An 18,141-nucleotide genomic window follows, 5' to 3' on the forward strand; every position below is an offset into this window, starting at 1 on the left:
ATCATGGATTTCAGTTCGTTCTCGCCGGCCCTGGTGCTGCTGACGGTGGTCAGCCTGGCGCTGGCGCCGTTCGTGGCGGTGATGGTGACGTCCTTCACCAAGATCGTGGTGGTGCTGAGCCTGCTGCGCAACGCGCTGGGGCTGCAGCAGGTGCCGCCGAACGTGGTCATCAACGGCCTGGCGATCGTGCTGTCGATCTATGTGATGTATCCGGTGATCCTGGAGACCCACGACGCGATCAACGCCAGCGCCAACGGCGGCGCGACGGTGTCGGCGACGCAGGGGCCGGCGGCGGCGAACGCGGCCGCGGCGCCGGGTGCGGCGTCGGCGCCGGGCGCTGCGGCGGCGCCTGCCGGCGCGGCCGCGCCGGCCGCCGGCAACGCGGCAGCGGCGGCCGCCAACGCCGCGGCGCCCGCAACGGCGGCGACGGCCGCTCCCGCCGCGACGGCGGCCGCCAACGCCCAAGCCGGCGCGCCGGCGGCGGCGGCGGCGGCGAAACGCCCGTCGCCGACGCCCTCGTCGGTGCTCGGCGGCAAGATGGACGCCGCCCGCCTGCTGCAGTTGATGGACGCCGGCAAGGAACCGCTGCGCAAGTTCCTGATCAAGCACTCCAGCGATGCTGAGCGCGCGTTCTTCATGCGCAGCGCCCAGCGCCTGCTGCCGCCGAACGCGCGCGCCGACATCGGCGTGGACGACTTCATCGTGGTGATCCCGGCCTTCACCGTCAGCGAACTCACCGCCGCGTTCCAGATCGGCTTCCTGATCTTCCTGCCGTTCCTGATCATCGACCTGGTGGTGTCGAACATCCTGCTCTCGCTGGGCATGATGATGCTCTCGCCGACCACCGTGTCGCTGCCGTTCAAGCTGCTGCTGTTCGTGCTGATCGGCGGCTGGGCCAAGCTGGTGCACGGCCTGGTGCTGACCTACGGCGGGTAGCGCGGGTCCGCAGCCCGGGGCCGGCGAACGCCCGCCCCCTGCGCTTCCCCTTCGCGCGCTCGCGTCCCCAATTCCCCAATAGCGAATCCCTGCTGCCATGGGCGACATGCTGGAACTGACCAAACAGGCCCTGTGGCTGACCCTGCTGCTGTCGGGTCCGCCGGTGCTGGCCGCGGCCGTGGTCGGCCTGGTGGTGGCCTTCATCCAGGCGGCGACGCAGTTGCAGGAGCAGACCTTCGCCTATGCGATCAAGTTCACCGTGATCGTGGTGACCCTGTTCGTCACCGCGTCGATGATCGGCGGCACCCTGTACACCTTCGCCGACCGCATCTTCCTCGACTTCCCCGGCATGATCCGGCACTGATGCGCGCGACGATGCGCGGCGCGGACACGATGCGATGACCCTGGACATCGACAGCGGCGGCAACCTGCTGCTCGCGCTCGGGCTGGTGCTGCCGCGCGTGCTCGGCGCGTTCATGATGCTGCCGCTGATCACCAACGAGAACATGCCGCCGCTGGTGCGCAACAGCTTCATGGTCTCGCTGGCGATCATCGCGATCCCGGTGGCGATGAACGGGGTGCCGCTGAACCAGCTCAACGCGCTGCAGTTCGCGCCGATCGTGCTCAAGGAGCTGTTCATCGGCGTGTCGATCGGCTTCGTGTTCGGCATGGTGTTCTGGGCGATCAGCGCCGCCGGCAACGTCATCGACACCCAGGTCGGCATGACCCTGGCGCAGGTGTTCGATCCGATCCAGGGCCACCAGGCCTCGCTACACGGCAATTTCCTGTCGCAGTTCGCGACCTGGCTGTTCATGGCCAGCGGCGCGTTCCTGGTGTTCCTCGACCTGCTGATGGCCAGCTATGCGATGTGGCCGGTGGTGTCGTTCTTCCCGACCCTGCACGCGGCCGGCATGGAACTGTTCGTCGGCCAGTTCAGCTACCTCACCACCGCGCTGCTGGTGCTGGCGGCGCCGGCGATGGTGGTGCTGCTGCTGATCGACCTGTCGTTCGGCCTGGTCAACCGCTTCGCCCCGCAGCTCAACGTGTTCACCATCACCATGCCGATCAAGGCCTGGCTGGCGACCTGGATCGTGCTGCTGATGCTGGGGGTGTACGTGGAGATCGTGCTGGAACGCATCTCCGGCAACCGCGGCTTGATCGAGGCCTTGAACAAGGCCTTCGGCGGGGCGTAGCGGGAATGCTTCGTGTAGGAGCGGCGCGAGCCGCGACTGCGAAAACGCAACTACGTCGAAGCTTTCGCAATCGTTGCGTTTTCGCGGTCGCGGCTCGCGCCGCTCCTACAAGGGCTTGCGTCAGCGCGGCTCGTCGTCCAGCGGCGGCGGCAGTTCCGGCGCGCTGTCGTCGCCGTCGCGCAGGCGGCGCACGCCTTCGGCCCAATGCAGGACCTCGGCCACGGCCTCGAAGAACTCGTTGCCGATGTATTCGTCCAGCGCCACCCGTTCGTGCAGGCCGCGCGCCAGTTCGATGTTCTGCAGGATCGGCACGCCGGCCTCGACCGCGGCGGCCTTGATCGCCTCGGCCATGTAGCCCTCGCCCTTGGCCACCACCATCGGCAGGTCGGTGATGCCGTGCTCGTACTGCAGGGCGATGGCGATGTGGGTGGGGTTGGTCACGACGACGTTGGATTGGCGGACGGCGTTGAGCATGTTCTGCTGCGACCATTCCTGATGCAACTGCCGGCGCCGGCTCTTCACGTGCGGGTCGCCCTCGTTCTCCTTGACCTCCTGCTGGATGTCGCGCCGGCTCATGCGCAACTGCTTGAGGTAGGAGAACTTCTGGTACCACACGTCGATGGCGGAGACGAAGAAGAACACGAAGATCGTCCACACCACGATCCGCACCAGCCCGTGCCAGATGCCCGAGCCCATCGCCTCCGGCGGCGCGTACGGCAGCAGCATCAGCTGGGCCAGCATCTTGTAGATCACGAACACGCCGATCCCGACCAGGGCCGCGCTCTTGATGATCGACTTGACCAGCTCGACCAGGTTGTCCATCGAGAACATCTTCTTGACGCCCTCGGCCGGATTCATCTTGTCGAGCTGGGGCTTGAGCTTGGCCAGCGACAGGACCGGGCCGACCTGCAGGAACTCGACCACCGCGCCGAGGAACACGGCCATCGCCAGCAGCGGCAGGGTCAGCCAGAGCAGGGTCTCGAAGGCGGAGCCGCCGACTTCGCGCAGGGCGTCGCCGAAGGGCTGGTTGATCGCCTTGAGGCTGGCCTCGAACAGGCGCACCAGCTTGAGCCGCATGAAGTCCATCATCAGCCAGCCGCACACCACCCAGCCCAGCACCAGCACGGTGCTGGTCAGCTCCTTGCTCTTGGCGACGTTGCCTTCCTTGCGCGCGTCGCGGATCTTTTTCTGGGTCGGCGGCTCGGTCTTGTCGGCGCCCTGGTCCTTCGCCATGCGCGGCCCTGCTGGGTGAAGGCCACCGAGGCTAGCACGCGGCGCACACGGCGAAAGTGGCGGGTGTCAGCAATCGCTGCGGGCGCTGCGACGGGCTCGGCGGGGCATGCCTGAATGCGCGCCGGGCACCCGACGTGCACCTAGGGTCGCCCCGAGTTGGCCCTGTCGCGGCCGCGGGGCTACATTGCGTCCATCCCCGAAACGGCGACCCGCCCACCCCGACCGCATGAGCAGCATCGGCCCCGATTCGCGCATCGACCGCGCTGGCCTCGACAGCCAGACGCTGGAAGCGCTGCGCGTCCGCGAGCCGGCCGCGCAGGGCGCGTCGTTGCCGGCGGCGGTCGCCGAGGCGGTTCCGGCGTATGCCCCGCCGGCGGTCGATCCGGGCGAGCAGATCCTCAATGCCGACGCCTGGCACGGCGTCGCGCCCGGCGAGCGCCAGCTGCCCGGCGACTCCCGGCTGGAGCACGAGTTGGGCCAGCTGGACCTGTCCGCCGCGGCCGACCGCGGCGCCGATGCGGTGCTGGATTCGCTGACGCTCTGAGGCGCGTCCGCCGCAGCGATCCCGCGCTGCCCGACCCGGCCGCGAGCGCGACCGAGCCCTCCCCGCATCGCTGGCGCCGGCCCGCTCGGCTAGGCTAGTGCCGCCCTTCGTTGCCGCCCGCCGCCCGTGACCGACGCCGATCCCTCGCCCGAAGCCCTGCGCGCCGCCGCCGACCGCCTGGTCTCGGCGCTGGCCGCGCACAGCGACCCGGAGTACCGGCTCAGCGTACTCAAGCGCGTGGTCCGCCGGCTCGGCGAGGACCGCTATCCCTTGTTCATCCGCCTGCTCGGCGTGGTCGCCGAGAGCGACGACGCGCGCGCCCAGCGCCTGCTCGCCGACACCTTCGGCACCGCGCTGCGGCGCATGGACCTGCCCGGCGGCGCGTTGAGCTCCTGGGGCGCGACCCGCCTGCCGGACGCGACCGGGCCGGTCGCGGTCAGCGCGCTGTCCGGTCATTTCTTCGGCGCCACCCCGCGACGGCTGCTCGGGCCGGTGGAGTACCTGACCGTGTGGCACCTGCAGCGCACCCAGCGCACCGCGCTCGGCGCCGACACGTTCCGCACCGCGCTGGCGCGGCTGATCGCCCTGCTCAACCGCAGCGAGGACGCGCGCACGCTGTATCCGCAGAAGCTCGCGGCCGATGCGCAGAACGAAATGGAAGGCGCCTACACCCGCGCCACCCGCGAACGCCTGCGCGCGCTCGCCGACGCCTGGCGCGCCGGGCGCTCGCCGGAAGAGGTGGCGCAGGCGGCGTTGGAGGTTGCGGATGCGCCGCTGCCGAGCGGGTGGGTGGTGCGCGATCTTTGATCGCTTGGGTCCTTCGCCCCACCCCTCTCCCGCAAGCGCGAGAACGGCTAGCCAAGCGCTTACGGCGAAATTGCGTCGTCGCCGAATCCAACGGAGCAAAGCCCCTCCCCCGCTTGCGGGAGCGGGCTCGGGGTGAGGGCGCCAGGCAAAAACGCCGCTGCGACACTGGGCCACATCCTTGCGCGCAACGCCGGTGCTGCAATGCAAGCCTCCCCGCACCGAAGCGATTGCGCATGCGCGACCATCCCGCCCTGCCCTCGCGCCGCCGCCTGCTCGCCGCGGCCGGCGCCGCCGCGCTGCTGAGCGCCTGCGGCGAACAGGAACCGAAACTGCGGCTGCACGGCATCGACCTGAGCCAGCGCCCCGGCTTCGGCGGCGATTTCCGCCTCAACGATCCCGATGGCCGCGAACGCACGCTGTCGGACTTCTACGGCCGCGCGGTGCTGCTGTTCTTCGGCTTCACCCTGTGTCCGGACGTATGCCCGACCGCGCTGACCCGCGCGGTGCAGATCCGCAAGCGGCTCGGCGCCGACGGCGCGCGGCTGCAGGTGTTGTTCGTGACCCTGGACCCGCAGCGCGACATACCGCAGGTGCTGAAGGCCTACACCCAGGCGTTCGACCCCAGCTTCATCGGCCTGAGCGGCAGCGAGCAACGCATCGCCGAAACCGCCAAGGCCTTCCGCGTGGTCTACGCCAAGGTCCCGACCGGCTCGACCTACACCATCGACCACTCCGCGCTGAGCTACGTCTACGACGCCCGCGGCCGGCTGCGCATGGCCTTGCGCCACGAGCAGAGCGCGGCCGAGTGCGTCGAGGACATCCGCCAGATCCTGTGAGGCCGCATATGCGTATCCCGCTTCGCCATTCGTCGCTGTTCGCCGCCGCGCTGCTGTGCGCGACGCCCGCCGTCGCCGCGGTGGCCGCGGCCGCACCCGCGCCGGCCGCGGTCGCCGTCGAGGCGCCGTGGGTGCGCGCGACCGTGGCCCGGCAACCGGCCACCGGCGCCTTCATGCGCCTGACCGCCGCGCGCGACCTGCGCCTGGTCGGCGCGCGCTCGCCGGCGGCCGAACAGGTGGAAGTGCATGAGATGGCGATGCAGGGACAGATGATGCGCATGCGCCAGGTCGCGGCGCTGGACTTGCCCAAAGGCCGAGCGGTCGCCCTGGCGCCGGGCGGCTACCACCTGATGCTGATCGGATTGAAACAGCCGCTGCGCGCCGGCGAGAGCGTGGCGCTGACCTTGATCTTCGAAGACGCTGCCGGCCAGCGCAGCGAGCAGTCGGTGCGAGCCGAGGTCCGCCCGCTGGCGACGCCGGCCTCGTGATCGCCCTGTAGGAGCGGCGCAAGCCGCGACCGCGACAACGCAATTACGACGAAACCTGCGCGATGGTTGCGTTGTCGCAGTCGCGGCTCGCGCCGCTCCTACGCAGGGCTGCGGCTACAGGCCGACGACGCTGCGCTCCGGCCCCGGGCGCTTGCCGAGCTTGCGCTGCAGCGAACGCCGGTGCATGCCGAGCAAGCGCGCCGTCGCCGAGATGTTGCCGCCGGTGTCGTTGAGCGCCTGCTGGATGTGCTCCCACTCCAGCCGGCGCAGCGGCATCATCGTGTCCGGCGCCTGCACCGGCAGCGGCGCCGCGTCGGGCGCATCGATGCCGATCGCGGCGAGGATCGCGCTGACGCTGGCCGGCTTGGGCAGGTAGTCGTCGGCGCCGCGCTTGATCGCATCGACCGCGGTGGCGACGCTGGCGTAGCCGGTGACCAGGACGATGCGCATGTCCGCACGCAGCTCGCGCAGCGGCCGGATCAGCTGCAGGCCCGAATCGGCGCCGAGCTTGAGATCGACCAGGGCGAACGACGGCGCCTGTTGCAGGGCGAGGTCCAGCGCCTGGCGCACGCTGCCGGCGGTGCGCGCCTCGATGCCGCGGCGGGCCAGGCTGCGTTGCAGCGTGGCGGCGTAGGTCTCGTCGTCGTCGACGATCAGGCCGGAGCCTGGCGTGCCGCCCAGAACGGCACGGGGGGACGTGGATGCGTTCATGCGCGGCATCCTACGCCCGCGGCCGCGCGGCGGGCGTGCGGCAAACTGCCACAGGACAAAGTGTCCATGCCTGTGGTTGGAAGGTTGCGGCGGGGGTGGAACCAAGGTCGCCGCGATCCGGGCGAACAGCATCGGGCCCGAAGGCCCTCCCACTTCGCTCCAAGACTCAAACGAAAGCAGTGCATCGACTTCGCTTTCGTTTCGCGCTGCCGCCCCCGCCAGAGCGGGAACGGCGTCGCGACGCGTGCGCGGATCGCAACGATCCGCGCCCCGCGCTCACTGCCGCTTGCAGTCCACCACCTTGTCCGCGTCGGTGCCGTAGGCGACTTCGTGCAGGACCAGCACCGTCCCCTTCGGCGCCTGCAGGCCGAACGGCGAGGCCAGCTTGCCCATGTCGCCGCCGGCCGCGCGCACGCACTTGAGCGGCACGCCGATGCGCTGCCACTGTCCCGGCGGCAGGCCGCGCAGGATCTCGCCGAACGCCAGCTTGGCCTCGCACTTGCTCCCGCACTGCGCGGTCAGCCAGGCCTCGCCCGCGCCGACCGACTCGGCCTTGAGCGTGATCAGCAACTGCACGTCGCCGTTGGTCTCGCGCACCAGTTCCACCGGCGCGTCGGCGATCAGCTCCAGCCGCGCCTCGCCCTTCCACTGCGCGCGCCAGGCGTCTTCCTGCGCCTTGTAGTCGACCGCGGTCACCGCCAGCGCGCCGTCGGCGCTGGCCAGCGGCGGCTTGGCCGCGTCGCGGGTCTGGCCCTGCGACGTCGCCCGCAGCAGCCAGCCGCGCGGCAGCGCGCCGCGACCGAGGAAGCTCATCGAGCGCTGGTCGAGATCCGGCGTGCCCGGGTCTTCCGACAGCGCGCCGACCTTGCCGCCCTTGCCGTAGCTGAGCCCATAGCCGAACGCGAACTGCGGCGAATAGTCCTTGTCGCCGACATTGGCCACCTGCACCGCGGTGCGCGGCCACGAATACGACAGCTTGCCCTTGAAGTCGTGCTGGACCTTGCCGTCGGCCTTGCGCAACAGCACGTCGGCGACGCCGCCGCCTTCCGAGCCCGGCAGCCACGCGGCGACGAAGGCGTCGGAGGCGTTGATCTCGCGGTTGGCCCACAGCGGCCGCCCCGACAGGAACACGCTCACCACCGGCACGCCCTCGGCCTTGAGCCGCTTGAGCGTATCTAGCTCGGGATTGCGGGTGCCGCGGAAGGTGGCGATGCGCAGGTCGCCCTGGAATTCGGCGTAGGGGTCTTCGCCATAGACGAAGATCGCCACATCGGGCTTGCTCGCGTAGCGGCCGTCCCGGGACAGCTCGGCCTGGCCGCCGGCGGCCTGGATCTGCTCGCGCAGGCCGGCCCAGATCGACTGCGCATGCGGGAAGTCGGACGGCTTGAGCCCGGTGCCCTGCCAGTTCAAGGTCCAGCCGCCGGCCTGCTTGGCGACGTTGTCGGCGCCGTCGCCGAGCACCAGGACGCGCGACTTGGGCGCGATCGGCAGCACGCCGCTGTCGTTCTTGAGCAGCACCAGCGACTCGCGCACGGCCTGGCGCGCGACCGCGCGATGCTCGGCGCTGCCGAGCAGCTCGAACTTGCCGCCGAGCGGGCGCTTGGACGGCGCGCCGGCCTCGAACAGGCCCAGGCGCAGCTTGACCCGCAGGATCCGGGTCACCGCGTCGTCGAGCCGGGCCATGCCGATCTGGCCGGCCTGGACCTGCTTGAGCGCGTTGTCGTAGTAACCGCGCCAGCTGTCGGGCGCCATCAGCATGTCGACGCCGGCGTTGAAGGCGGCCGCGCAGTCGTCGTTGGCGCAGCCCGGCAGCTGGCCGTGCGCGTTCCAGTCGCCGACCACGAAACCGTCGAAGCCCATCCGGCCTTTGAGCACCTCGGTCAGCAAAGCCTGGTTGCCGTGCATCTTGGCGCCGTTCCAGCTGGAGAACGAGGCCATCACCGTCTGCGCGCCGGCCTTCAGCGCGGGCGGATAGCCAGCGCCGTGGATCTCGCGCAGTTCTTGCTCGCTGATCTTGGCATCGCCCTGGTCGCGGCCCTCGGCGGTGCCGCCATCGGCGAGGAAATGCTTGGCCGAGGCGATCACGTGCGCGCCGTCGAGGAACTGCTTGCTGCCGAGCTTTCCCTGCAGGCCCTCGATCGCCGCCGCGGCGTAGCTGGCGACCAGCCTGGGGTCTTCCGAATACCCCTCGTAGGTGCGGCCCCAGCGGTCGTCGCGCGGCACCGTCAGGGTCGGCGCGAAGGTCCACTCCATGCCGGTGCTGCGCACTTCGGCGGCGGTGGCCTCGCCGATGCGGCGGATCAGCTCGGGATTGCGCGTCGCGCCCAGGCCGACGTTGTGCGGGAACAAGGTCGCGCCGATCAGGTTGTTGTGGCCGTGCACGGCGTCGATGCCGAAGATGATCGGGATCGCGACCTTGCCGTCGCTGGCGTCCATCGAGGCGTTGTAGAACTTGTCGGCGATGTCGAGCCATTCCTGCGGCGGCGCGGCGTAGTTGCCGCCCGGCTCGGAGATGCCGCCGGGTTCGGAATTGCCGCCGGCCAGCACCGAGCCGATGTGGTACTTGCGCACATCCTCGGGCGTGGCGGCGTTGATGTCGGCCTGCACGATCTGGCCGACCTTCTCCTCCACGCTCATCTTCGCCAGCAGCGCCTGGATGCGCGCTTCCAGCCCGGCGTCGCGCGGGATCGGCGGCTTCAGCGCCGGCCACTGCGCCGGATGCACGGCCGCGGCGTCCTGCGCCAGCGCCGGCGCGAGCGGCGCCAGCGCCAGCAGCAGCGCCCAGGCCAGCCGCCGCGGCCGCAGCGCGGCGGTTTGGATCGAGACAGCTACGGCGCCGCGGCGCGGGCGGGACGGCTGGTTCATGCATGACTCCTCAAGGCAGGGAAAAAGGACGCGGGGTTGTGGCCGGATCGGCATAAACCCCGCAAAACCACGTGGGTTCCGTCCGCGCGTTCTGGCAGAATGCGGCCAACACGCGACAAGGAAACAGACCGGTCATGCGGGTGCGCATCGAAGATGTGGCGGAGGAGGCGGGCGTGTCGATGAAGACCGTCTCGCGCGTGCTCAACCAGGAACCCAACGTCAGCGAGGAAACCCGCAAGCGTGTGGAAACCGCTGCGCGCAAGCTGCAGTACCGCCCGAACCCGTCGGCGCGCAGCCTCGCCGGGCAGCGTTCGTTCCTGGTCGCGCTGCTGTACGACAACCCGTCCAGCAACTACCTGATGGAAGTGCAGGCCGGCATGCTCGACGCCTGCAACAGCCAGCACTACAACCTGATGCTGGCGCCGGTGACCTACACCGACAAGAAGCTGGTGGCGCACGTGGACGAGATCGTGCAGCGCTCGCGCGCCGACGGCCTGGTGCTGACCCCGCCGCTGACCGACCACCCGGGGCTGATGAAGCGGCTCGGCCAGCTGGCCATTCCCTACGCCAACATCTCGCCCAAGCTGCGCGGCGAGCGCATCGGCGTGGTGCTCGACGAGGAACGCGCGGTGCGCGAGCTGATGGCGCACCTGGTCTCGCTCGGCCACCGCCGCATCGCCCACATCAAGGGCCACCCCGAGCACGGCGCCAGCCAGTGGCGCCTGAACGGCTACCGCGACGGCCTGGCCGCGGCCGGCATCGAGTTCGACCCGGAGCTGGTGGTGGAAGGCGACTTCCACTACGACACCGGCGCGATCTGCGCCCAGCGCCTGCTGCTGATGGACGACCCGCCGACCGCGATCTTCGCCGCCAACGACGACATGGCCGCCGGCACCATCCGCACCGCCAGCGAAATGGGCTTGTCGATCCCCGGCGACGTGTCGGTGTGCGGCTTCGACGACACCCCGATCTCGCGCCAGATCTATCCGCCGCTGACCACGGTGCGCCAGCCGACCCGCGAGATGGGCCGGCTCGCGACCCACGAACTGTTCAAGCGGATCAAGGCGCCCGACGCCGGCCAGCTGATCCTGGCACCGTACGAACTGCAGCTGCGCAAGTCGACCGGCCCGGTCGGCAAGCCGCGCGCGCGCCGGCGCTGAGGCGCGCGCGGCGCCGCAGGCTTCGGGCCTCGCTCGCGCCGGCGCCGTCACCAGAACGCGGCGTACAGCGCGATCAGGATCGCCAGCACCGCCAGCGCGGCCATGTTCCAGGCCGGCGCGGTGGCGTAGCTGACGCCGTCGTGGCGGATGCGGTCGCGCGCGGCCGGCGGCGCGGTCGCCAGCGACACCGCGGCCATCAGCGCGGCGGACAGCACGAACACCACGCCGATGCGGTTGACGAACGACATTTCGGTCCACACCACGTACTTGAACAGCGCCGACAGCAGGATTGAACCGGCCGCCGCCGCCAGCGCGCCGGCCTCGTTGGCGCGCTTCCAGAACAGCCCGAGCAGGAAGATCACCACGATGCCCGGGGTGAAGAAACCGGTGTATTCCTGGATGTACTGGAAGCCTTGGTCGAAGCTGCCCAGCAGCGGCCGCGCGGTGGCGATGGCGATCAGGATCGACACCGCCGCGGCGATGCGGCCGACCCGCACCAGCTGGCGCTCGCTCGCGTCGGTGCGGTGCTTGGCGTAGAAGTCCAGGGTGAAGATGGTCGCCACCGAATTGATCTTCGACGCCAGCGAGGCCACGATCGCCGCCACCAGCGCCGCGAACACCAGCCCGAGCACGCCGGGCGGCAGCAGCGCCATCATCGCCGGATAGGCGTCGTCGGAGCGCTTCAACTCCGGCGCCAGCATCACCGCGGCGATGCCCGGCAGCACCACGATCACCGGCAACACGATCTTCAGCGCCGCGGCGAACACGATGCCCTTCTGCGCTTCCTTGAGGTCCTTGGCCGCCAGCGCGCGCTGGATGATGTACTGGTTGAAACCCCAATAGCTCAGGTGCGCGATCCACAGGCCGCCGAGCAGCACGCCCAGGCCCGGCAGTTCCTTGTAGTGCGGATTGTCGGGCGACAGGATCATGTGGAAGTGATCCGGGTGCGCGGTCATCAGCTTGTTCCAGCCGGCCAGCACGCCCGCGCCGTCGCCGATCTTGCTCAGGGTCAACCCGGCCACCAACAGGCCGCCGAGCACCAGCAAGGTGACCTGCACGATGTCGGTCAACGCCACCGCCTTGAGCCCGCCGTACAGCTGGTACGCCAGCGCGAACAGGCCGAGCAAGGTCAGCGCCAGCATCTGGTCCATGCCGGTGACCTGGGCCACCGCGATCGAACCCAGCCACACGATCGAGGTCAGGTTGACGAACACGTACAGCCCGAGCCAGAACACCGCCATCAAGGTGCGGATGCGGTTGCCGTAACGCTCCTCCAGGAACTGCGGCATGGTGTAGATGCCGTTGCGCAGGAACACCGGCAGGAAGAACTTGCCGACCACCAGCAGCGTCGCCGCCGCCATCCACTCGTAGGACGCGATCGCCAGGCCCAGCGCGTAGCCCGAGCCGGACATGCCGATGATCTGCTCGGCGGAGATGTTGGCGGCGATCAGCGACGCGCCGATGGCCCACCACGGCAGCGCCTTGCCGGCGAGGAAATAATCCTTGGCGGTCTTCTCGTGCCCGCCCTTCTCGCGCGAGACCCACTGGGCGAGGACGAACACGCCGGCCAGGTAGGCCAGGACGATGGCGGTGTCGAGCAGGGAAAGTTTCATGCGGCTCCGTGGCGGGATTTCGCGGCTGCGTCCGTTCTACCCGCCGCGGTCGGGGCTGGCCATGGCTGGACGGCGGATCGGGGCAAGAATTCGATTGCAAAGGCATGGCGGGTGGGGCTGAGGCGCGGATGCGAAGCCGGGCCATGGCGCCGCGCAACCCGCCTATCGCCATTCCCGCGAACGCGGGAATCCAGCGCTCCACCGAAGCGGGGCGCTGAAGTCTCTGGATTGCCGCGCTCGCGGGAATGACGTGTGTGGGATGACGCTGAAGTCTCCCGGCTCCCTGCGCAACCGCGAACTGCTCGCGCACGCGCGGCAAGCGGCGCGACGACACCCCGCCACCCCGCCCGCACGCCGTGGGGGCGCGTGCGGATCGGAGCGGCGAGGCAGGGACGCTGTACGGTGGCCATCAGAAGTTCCAACGCACGCGCACGCCGTAGCTGCGCGCGTCGTTGAGGAATCGCGTGTTCACGCCCGAGCCGACCAAGGCCTTCTGCGACACGTCCTTGTTGGTCAGGTTGGCGCCCCACAGCTCGAAGCGCCAGGCGCCGTCGAGGGTGGTGTAGCCGGCGCCGGCGTTGATCTGGGTGAAGCCGTCCTGGCGGTCGGGAAAGCCCGCGGTGGCTGCGTCCTCGATCCGGTCCACCGTGCCGGCGGTGTCGCGCAGGAAGGTCACCGCGCGGTTGTTGTACTGGGTCAGGAAAAACGAAGAGCGGTACGCGGCGAGGATCTGCCAGTCGAAGCTGCCGCCGGGCACGTCGAAGGCCTGCTGCAGGCGCGCATTGAAGGTGAGCTTCGACGACAGCGGCAGCTCGTTGCCGGACAGGTCGATCTGCGAGGTGATGCCGCCGTTGCCGAAGTCCTGGCTGCGCACGTCGGCGACCACGCCGCGCTTGATCTTGGTCTGCAGGTACAGGGCGTTGAGGTCGAGGGTGAAGCCGCCGCCGAGGCGGAACCGTCCCTCGGCCTCGACGCCGTAGAGTTCGGACTTGCCGACGTTGCGGTTGACCAGGGCGAAGCCGGATGCCTCGCCGTCGGGATTGAACGCGATCACGCTCAGGTCCTGGAACACCTGGTCTTCGTAGTCGTAGTAGAAGCCCGACACGTTGAAGGTCGCCGGGCGGCCGAGGAACTCGAACGCGTTCTTGGAGCCGATTTCCAGCGCGGTCAGCTTCTCCGGCTTGTAGGTCTCCGGGATCGCGTTGACGTCGAAGCTGTCGTTGAAGCCGCCGGCCTTGTGGCCGGTGGAGACCGTCGCGTAGAACAGGTTGCGTTCGCTCAGGTCGTATTCCACGCCCACGCGCCAATCGGTGAACTCGAACGCGCTGGAGCCGTGCTGCGCCGCCGGCACGCCCAGGACGATGAAGCTGTGCTGGCCGTCGGCCGGGCAGTTCACCGTGTTGCCGCCGATGTCGGGGCGGTCGATGCAGGTGCCGTTCGGGCGGCTGCCGTCGACGATGCCGGCCAATTGCTGCTGCATCGTGTCGCGCGCGCCGGCGCGCAGGATGCCCTGCAACAGGAAGCGGGCGAGATCGGCGTTGCTGGTCAGGCCGGTGACGTCGAAGCTCGGCCGGTCGAGCAGCGCGGGCATGAAGCCTTCGGTGCCCAGGCGGGTCTGGAACACGCCGCCGTCGCCGCCCAGGCCCATCGTCCAGTTGCCGCCGATGCCGTCGCGCGATTTGCGCTCTTCGGTGTAGCGCAGGCCGCCCTTGACCCGGAAACGCTCGTTGACGTCGAAAGTGCCGTCGCCGTACACGGCCCAGGAACGGCCGTCGACGTCGGGCATGGTGAACTCGGTGCCCGAATAGAACGCGCCCTTGTCGGTCAGCGACATGAAACCGACCTGCTGCTTCTCGTGGAAATAAAAGCCGCCGGTGGTCCAGCGAAAACGCGCGTCGTCGTCGGAGGACAAGCGCAGTTCGTGGGTCTGCGACTGCGAGCGCGCCTGCAGGTAGTTGGTGCCGAAGTTGTCGTAGTCCACGCCGCCCCAACTCGCCGGCTCGCCCGGCGGGCGCTCGCGTAGGTCGCGGCCCGGCCAGCTGTTGCCGTCGGAGGCGGAGTTGATCTGGAAGTAGTCGACATCGCGATAGCTGCCGCTGTACTCCAGGTTGACCGCGCCGAAGTCGTAGCGCACCTGGCCCTGGAAGCCCCACAGCTTGTTGTCGACCTTGCCCTGCACGCCGCGGTACACCACCGCACGCAGATCGATGTCGTCCGGGTCGAAACCGGCCTGCGCGGCGCGGAACACGCCCGCGCCGGGATAGCCGGTGCCCCGTTCGCGGCCGACGTCGAGCATCGCGAACACCTGCAGTTTCTCGTCGGGTTCGTACAGGAACGACAGGCGCCCTGCGCTGTCGTCCTGGATGCCGGCCGGCTCGATGCGGTTCCACAGGCCGACGTTCCTGAAGCCGGCTTCCTTCTCGACGTGATAGCCGGAAAAGCGCAGCGCGGCGTAGTCGCCGAGCGGGAAGTTCAGCGCGGTCTCGTAGCCCGTCTGGTCGCGGTTGCCGGCTTCGCCCTGCACGTAGCCGCTGAATTCGCCGCCCAATTCGGGCTTCTTGGTGACGATGTTGAGCGTGCCGGCCAGCGCGTTGCGCCCGCGCAGGGTGCCTTGCGGGCCCTTGTTGATCTCCACGCGCTCCAGGTCGAAGAACATCCCGCCCAGGCCGCGCGGACGCGGGATGTAGGCACCGTTGATGTGCGGCGCCGCGCCGGGATCGCCGAGCTCGGTGTTGTTGGACGAACCCACGCCGCGGATGAAGACTTCGGTCGCGCCTTCCTGGTTGGCGATGCTCAAACCGGGCACGGCCACCTGCATCTGCCGCAGCTCGTTGTTGATGCCCAATCCGCGCAGGTCGTCCTGCGACAGCGCCTGGGCGGTGCCGGCGTACTTCTGCAGGCTCTGCGCGCGGCGCTCGACGGTGACGATGACCGAATCCAGGTCGGTGGCGCGCGCGCCGGCGGCCTGCGCCGGCGCGGCATCGGCTTGCGCGGGCGCGGCCTGCTGCGCGGCGGCGGTGCCCGCCAGCGCGGCCGCCACGAGGGCCAGGCTCAGGCGCGAACTACGGTGGACCACGCTCATCGGAATATCCCCTCCCGGCGCCGGCGGCGAGGCCGGTCGTGTGTCTGTCTTAGCGTTGGCGCGGCGCGGGCGCCCCCTGCAGCGGAGCCGGCCGAAAGATGCGGCCAGCTTTTAGCCCGGCTATGACAGCGCTGTCAACACAGCGGACACGATGTCGCAATGCAGCACGATTTCTTAGGAAATCGAACGGACGCGCGGGACAGGACGGATGTGCGGCGCTTGCGTGATGCGGGTCACGCGAATCGCGCGTTTTTGGACGATGCAGGCGGTTTCGGCGCGGGCGGGCGGTGCCTGGGCCTGGACCAAAGTCGCGCTTGCGCGTGCACGCGCGACCGGGCCGGAGCGCGTCGCGGCCGGGCGTATACGGCGCGCGATTGCGCACTGCATCACGGCGCTTGCGCAAGCCTCGGCGACGCCTGCGCGAGGGTGCGCGCGCGGGCCGGCGCGGGCCGGCGAAGACGAGAAAGCGGACCCCGGCCGAAGCCGGAGTCCGCAAGTCACAAGTCGCGATCGCCCCGCGCCGCGGCCGCGGTACGCGCAGCCGTTGCGCGCGGCGACGCGCTTACGGCGTGGCGTCGGTGGCCGCGTCGGCGTTGGCGATGCCGGTGCCGATGGTCGGGCTCTGCGGCGAGGCGAACGGCGAAGCGGTGTTCTTGATGATCTGCTCCACCTGCGCCGGGCTCAGGTCCGGGCTGGGCTTGGACTGCATCAGCGCGACGATGCCGGCCACGAACGGCGCCGCCATCGAGGTGCCGTTGTAGTTGACGTAGTTGAACGCGCCCGGCGTGGTGGCGCCGGCGTTGAGCGTGGACAGGATGCTCTGGCCGGGCGCGGCCACGTCGACCTTGGCGCCATAGTTGGAGAAGCTGGCGCGCACGCCGGCCGAGGTGGTGGCGCCGACGTTGATGACGTTGTTGCAGCTGGCCGGCTGGAAGCCCGACGCATCGGCGTTGCTGTTGCCGGCCGCGACCACCACCGTGGTGCCGGCGGCGACGGCCGAGTTGATCGCCAGCTGCATGGCCGAACTCGCCGAACACGCGCCGCCGCCGCCCAGGCTCATGTTGATCACCGTGGCCTTGTTGGCGCCGACCGCGGGCACGCCCGAGACGCTGCCGCCCGACGCCCAGGTGATCGCATCGGCGATGTCGGCCAGGGTGCCGCCGCAGCGGCCGAGCACGCGCGCGCTGAGGATCTGCGCCTGGAACGCGGTGCCGGCGATGCCGGCCGCGTTGTTGGTCACACCCGCGGCGATGCCGCTGACGTGGGTGCCGTGCCAGCTGGAATTGCGCGCCGGCTGGCCCAGGCCGCACTGGCCGGCGGTGCTCCAGTCGCCCGGATCGTGCGGATCGGCGTCGCGGCCGTTGCCGTCGTTGGCGGTGGCGGCGCTGGTGATGAAGTCGTAGCCCAGCGGCGTGGTGCGGTTGGCGAGCAGGTCGGGATGATCGGTGATGCCGGTATCGATCACCGCGATGATCTTGCCGCGGCCCTGGTAGCCGTTGTCCCAGGCGGTGTTGGCCTTGATCCCGTAGGGCCCGTTGAGCCCCCACTGCTGCGACCACAGCGGATCGTTCGGGGTCAACAGCGCCTGGAAGCGCGCGTTGGGCTCGACGAACTTCACCCGCGGGTCGGCGGCGATGCTCTTCATCAACGCCGCCGCTTCGACCACGTCGAGCGCGCGGTTGACCTCGACCAGCTCGGCGCCGGTGGAGATGGTGCGGGTGTGCTGGATCTTCAGGTCCTTGCGGCCGACCGAGGCCAGGGCGATGTCGAGATCGCGCTGGAACGCCGCGGCCTTGGGCGCGCCGGCGTCGTAGGTGACCAGGAAGCCGTCGACCGGCTCGTCGGCCTTCAGGCCGCTGAGGTCGACGCGGTCGGAGGCGAAGGCGGGCGCGGCGATGAGGCAGGCGACGGCGGCCGCCAGGGCGTGCCGGCGGAGGCGGAGCGTGGATTGCGAAGACATTGCGAAACTCCCGTGTTGTTTCGATGAGCCGCGATCTGCGGCGGAACCGTCCTGGTCCCTCTCGCGTGTCCAGCAGTGGAGACGTACGACGTTGCCTTACGCGAGCGCGTCCGGACGTGGTCTGCGGGCAGCGCTATGCCCGCGCACTGGAGCCTAGGGCGGAATATTTATTCGACAACCGCTAAACCACCTGCGGTCACATCGGCTTCGACGAAAACATCATGGATTGCGCATCGTCGCGGCTGGCGTTCGCATGAATGCGCAGCGCGCGTTTTCGCAACGCGATGAACGAATGCGACGCAGTTTGCGATGCGTCCGCGCGCGATTGGATTGCGGAAATCGGTTATCCAATCGGGAATGGTTGGCGACGTTTTTTGCCGCGCGAACGTACGTGCGCAAGGCTCGCTGCAGGACCTTTCGTGGTGCGCGGCGATGGCGTCGCTTGCGGTCGCGCGGGCGAGCCGAGAGCGAACGGGATCGTCGCGATCCTGCCTCGCTGTTGACGGCGTTGTTGCAGGGTCGCAGTCGTGGCTCGCGCTGTCGGATGCGCAGGCAGCCGAGCCGCCTGCAGGAACGGCGCGAGCCGCGAGCCACCGCAGCGACGAACGAACGCGCCCGCTCCCGAAGCCCGGACAACGGGTGCATTCCCCCGCAAAAGATCGCTCGTCCGGGCGCCCGCCTCCCACCCTCGACGCCCCGCCCGCGCAGGAGTA

Annotated in this window: 14 protein-coding genes; 8 read left to right on the forward strand and 6 right to left on the reverse strand. The window is 69.7% G+C overall.

Annotated features, from left to right (window positions below; genetic code table 11):
* Positions 1 to 3 precede the first annotated feature (3 nt).
* From BLV01_RS27115 to sctT, 3 genes are all read left to right on the forward strand, one after another.
* Entirely contained in the window at positions 4 to 936 is a 933-nt protein-coding gene (locus BLV01_RS27115) for an EscR/YscR/HrcR family type III secretion system export apparatus protein (RefSeq protein WP_305791401.1), read from the forward strand.
* Between the two features lie 97 nt (positions 937 to 1,033).
* Positions 1,034 to 1,300 carry a type III secretion system export apparatus subunit SctS gene (gene sctS / locus BLV01_RS13365; RefSeq protein ID WP_057949570.1) on the forward strand — a complete coding sequence of 89 codons (267 nt, stop codon included), beginning with the start codon at positions 1,034 to 1,036 and terminating at the stop codon, positions 1,298 to 1,300.
* Between the two features lie 34 nt (positions 1,301 to 1,334).
* Positions 1,335 to 2,129 carry a type III secretion system export apparatus subunit SctT gene (gene sctT, locus BLV01_RS13370; RefSeq protein ID WP_078997028.1) on the forward strand — a complete coding sequence of 265 codons (795 nt, stop codon included), beginning with the start codon at positions 1,335 to 1,337 and terminating at the stop codon, positions 2,127 to 2,129.
* 120 nt (positions 2,130 to 2,249) lie between these two features.
* Here the strand turns inward: sctT and sctU are convergent, their stop codons facing one another.
* Positions 2,250 to 3,362 (reverse strand): type III secretion system export apparatus subunit SctU, encoded by a 1,113-nt coding sequence (gene sctU, locus BLV01_RS13375; protein ID WP_091800240.1) that lies wholly within the window; start codon positions 3,360 to 3,362, stop codon positions 2,250 to 2,252.
* Positions 3,363 to 3,588: 226 nt separating this feature from the next.
* On the opposite strand from sctU, the gene BLV01_RS13380 reads away from it, so the two are divergent.
* From BLV01_RS13380 to BLV01_RS13395, 4 genes are all read left to right on the forward strand, one after another.
* The gene (locus BLV01_RS13380; protein WP_091800243.1) at positions 3,589 to 3,906 is read left to right on the forward strand and encodes a hypothetical protein; all 318 of its coding nucleotides are present in this window, start codon (positions 3,589 to 3,591) and stop codon (positions 3,904 to 3,906) included.
* Between the two features lie 126 nt (positions 3,907 to 4,032).
* A complete protein-coding gene (locus BLV01_RS13385) occupies positions 4,033 to 4,713 on the forward strand; it encodes a hypothetical protein (protein ID WP_091800246.1) in 681 nt (226 codons plus the stop codon).
* Positions 4,714 to 4,946: 233 nt separating this feature from the next.
* A complete protein-coding gene (locus BLV01_RS13390) occupies positions 4,947 to 5,549 on the forward strand; it encodes an SCO family protein (RefSeq protein ID WP_091800249.1) in 603 nt (200 codons plus the stop codon).
* 8 nt (positions 5,550 to 5,557) lie between these two features.
* The gene (locus tag BLV01_RS13395) at positions 5,558 to 6,037 is read left to right on the forward strand and encodes a copper chaperone PCu(A)C (protein WP_091800252.1); all 480 of its coding nucleotides are present in this window, start codon (positions 5,558 to 5,560) and stop codon (positions 6,035 to 6,037) included.
* Positions 6,038 to 6,151: 114 nt separating this feature from the next.
* Here the strand turns inward: BLV01_RS13395 and BLV01_RS13400 are convergent, their stop codons facing one another.
* Both BLV01_RS13400 and BLV01_RS13405 read right to left on the reverse strand, forming a co-directional pair.
* Positions 6,152 to 6,748, reverse strand: a complete 597-nt coding sequence (locus tag BLV01_RS13400; RefSeq protein ID WP_091800254.1) for a response regulator transcription factor — start codon at positions 6,746 to 6,748, stop codon at positions 6,152 to 6,154.
* Between the two features lie 276 nt (positions 6,749 to 7,024).
* The gene (locus tag BLV01_RS13405) at positions 7,025 to 9,613 is read right to left on the reverse strand and encodes a glycoside hydrolase family 3 protein (RefSeq protein WP_091800257.1); all 2,589 of its coding nucleotides are present in this window, start codon (positions 9,611 to 9,613) and stop codon (positions 7,025 to 7,027) included.
* Between the two features lie 134 nt (positions 9,614 to 9,747).
* Between BLV01_RS13405 and BLV01_RS13410 the strand changes: the two genes are divergently transcribed.
* Entirely contained in the window at positions 9,748 to 10,773 is a 1,026-nt protein-coding gene (locus BLV01_RS13410; RefSeq protein ID WP_091800260.1) for a LacI family DNA-binding transcriptional regulator, read from the forward strand.
* Positions 10,774 to 10,820: 47 nt separating this feature from the next.
* Here BLV01_RS13410 and BLV01_RS13415 read toward each other — a convergent pair whose 3' ends face one another.
* The 3 genes from BLV01_RS13415 to BLV01_RS13425 all read right to left on the reverse strand — a co-directional run bounded on the left by BLV01_RS13415 (position 10,821) and on the right by BLV01_RS13425 (position 17,428).
* A complete protein-coding gene (locus BLV01_RS13415) occupies positions 10,821 to 12,386 on the reverse strand; it encodes a sodium/sugar symporter (protein WP_091800262.1) in 1,566 nt (521 codons plus the stop codon).
* A gap of 409 nt (positions 12,387 to 12,795) precedes the next feature.
* On the reverse strand, positions 12,796 to 15,468 hold the full coding sequence (locus BLV01_RS13420; RefSeq protein ID WP_091800264.1) for a TonB-dependent receptor: 2,673 nt from the start codon (positions 15,466 to 15,468) through the stop codon (positions 12,796 to 12,798).
* A gap of 562 nt (positions 15,469 to 16,030) precedes the next feature.
* Positions 16,031 to 17,428, reverse strand: coding sequence for a S8 family peptidase (locus tag BLV01_RS13425; protein ID WP_091800266.1), 1,398 nt, complete (start codon positions 17,426 to 17,428; stop codon positions 16,031 to 16,033).
* Between the last annotated feature and the right edge of the window lie 713 nt (positions 17,429 to 18,141).

Source organism: Lysobacter sp. yr284, from assembly GCF_900107375.1.
Classification (GTDB): Bacteria; Pseudomonadota; Gammaproteobacteria; order Xanthomonadales; family Xanthomonadaceae; genus Lysobacter.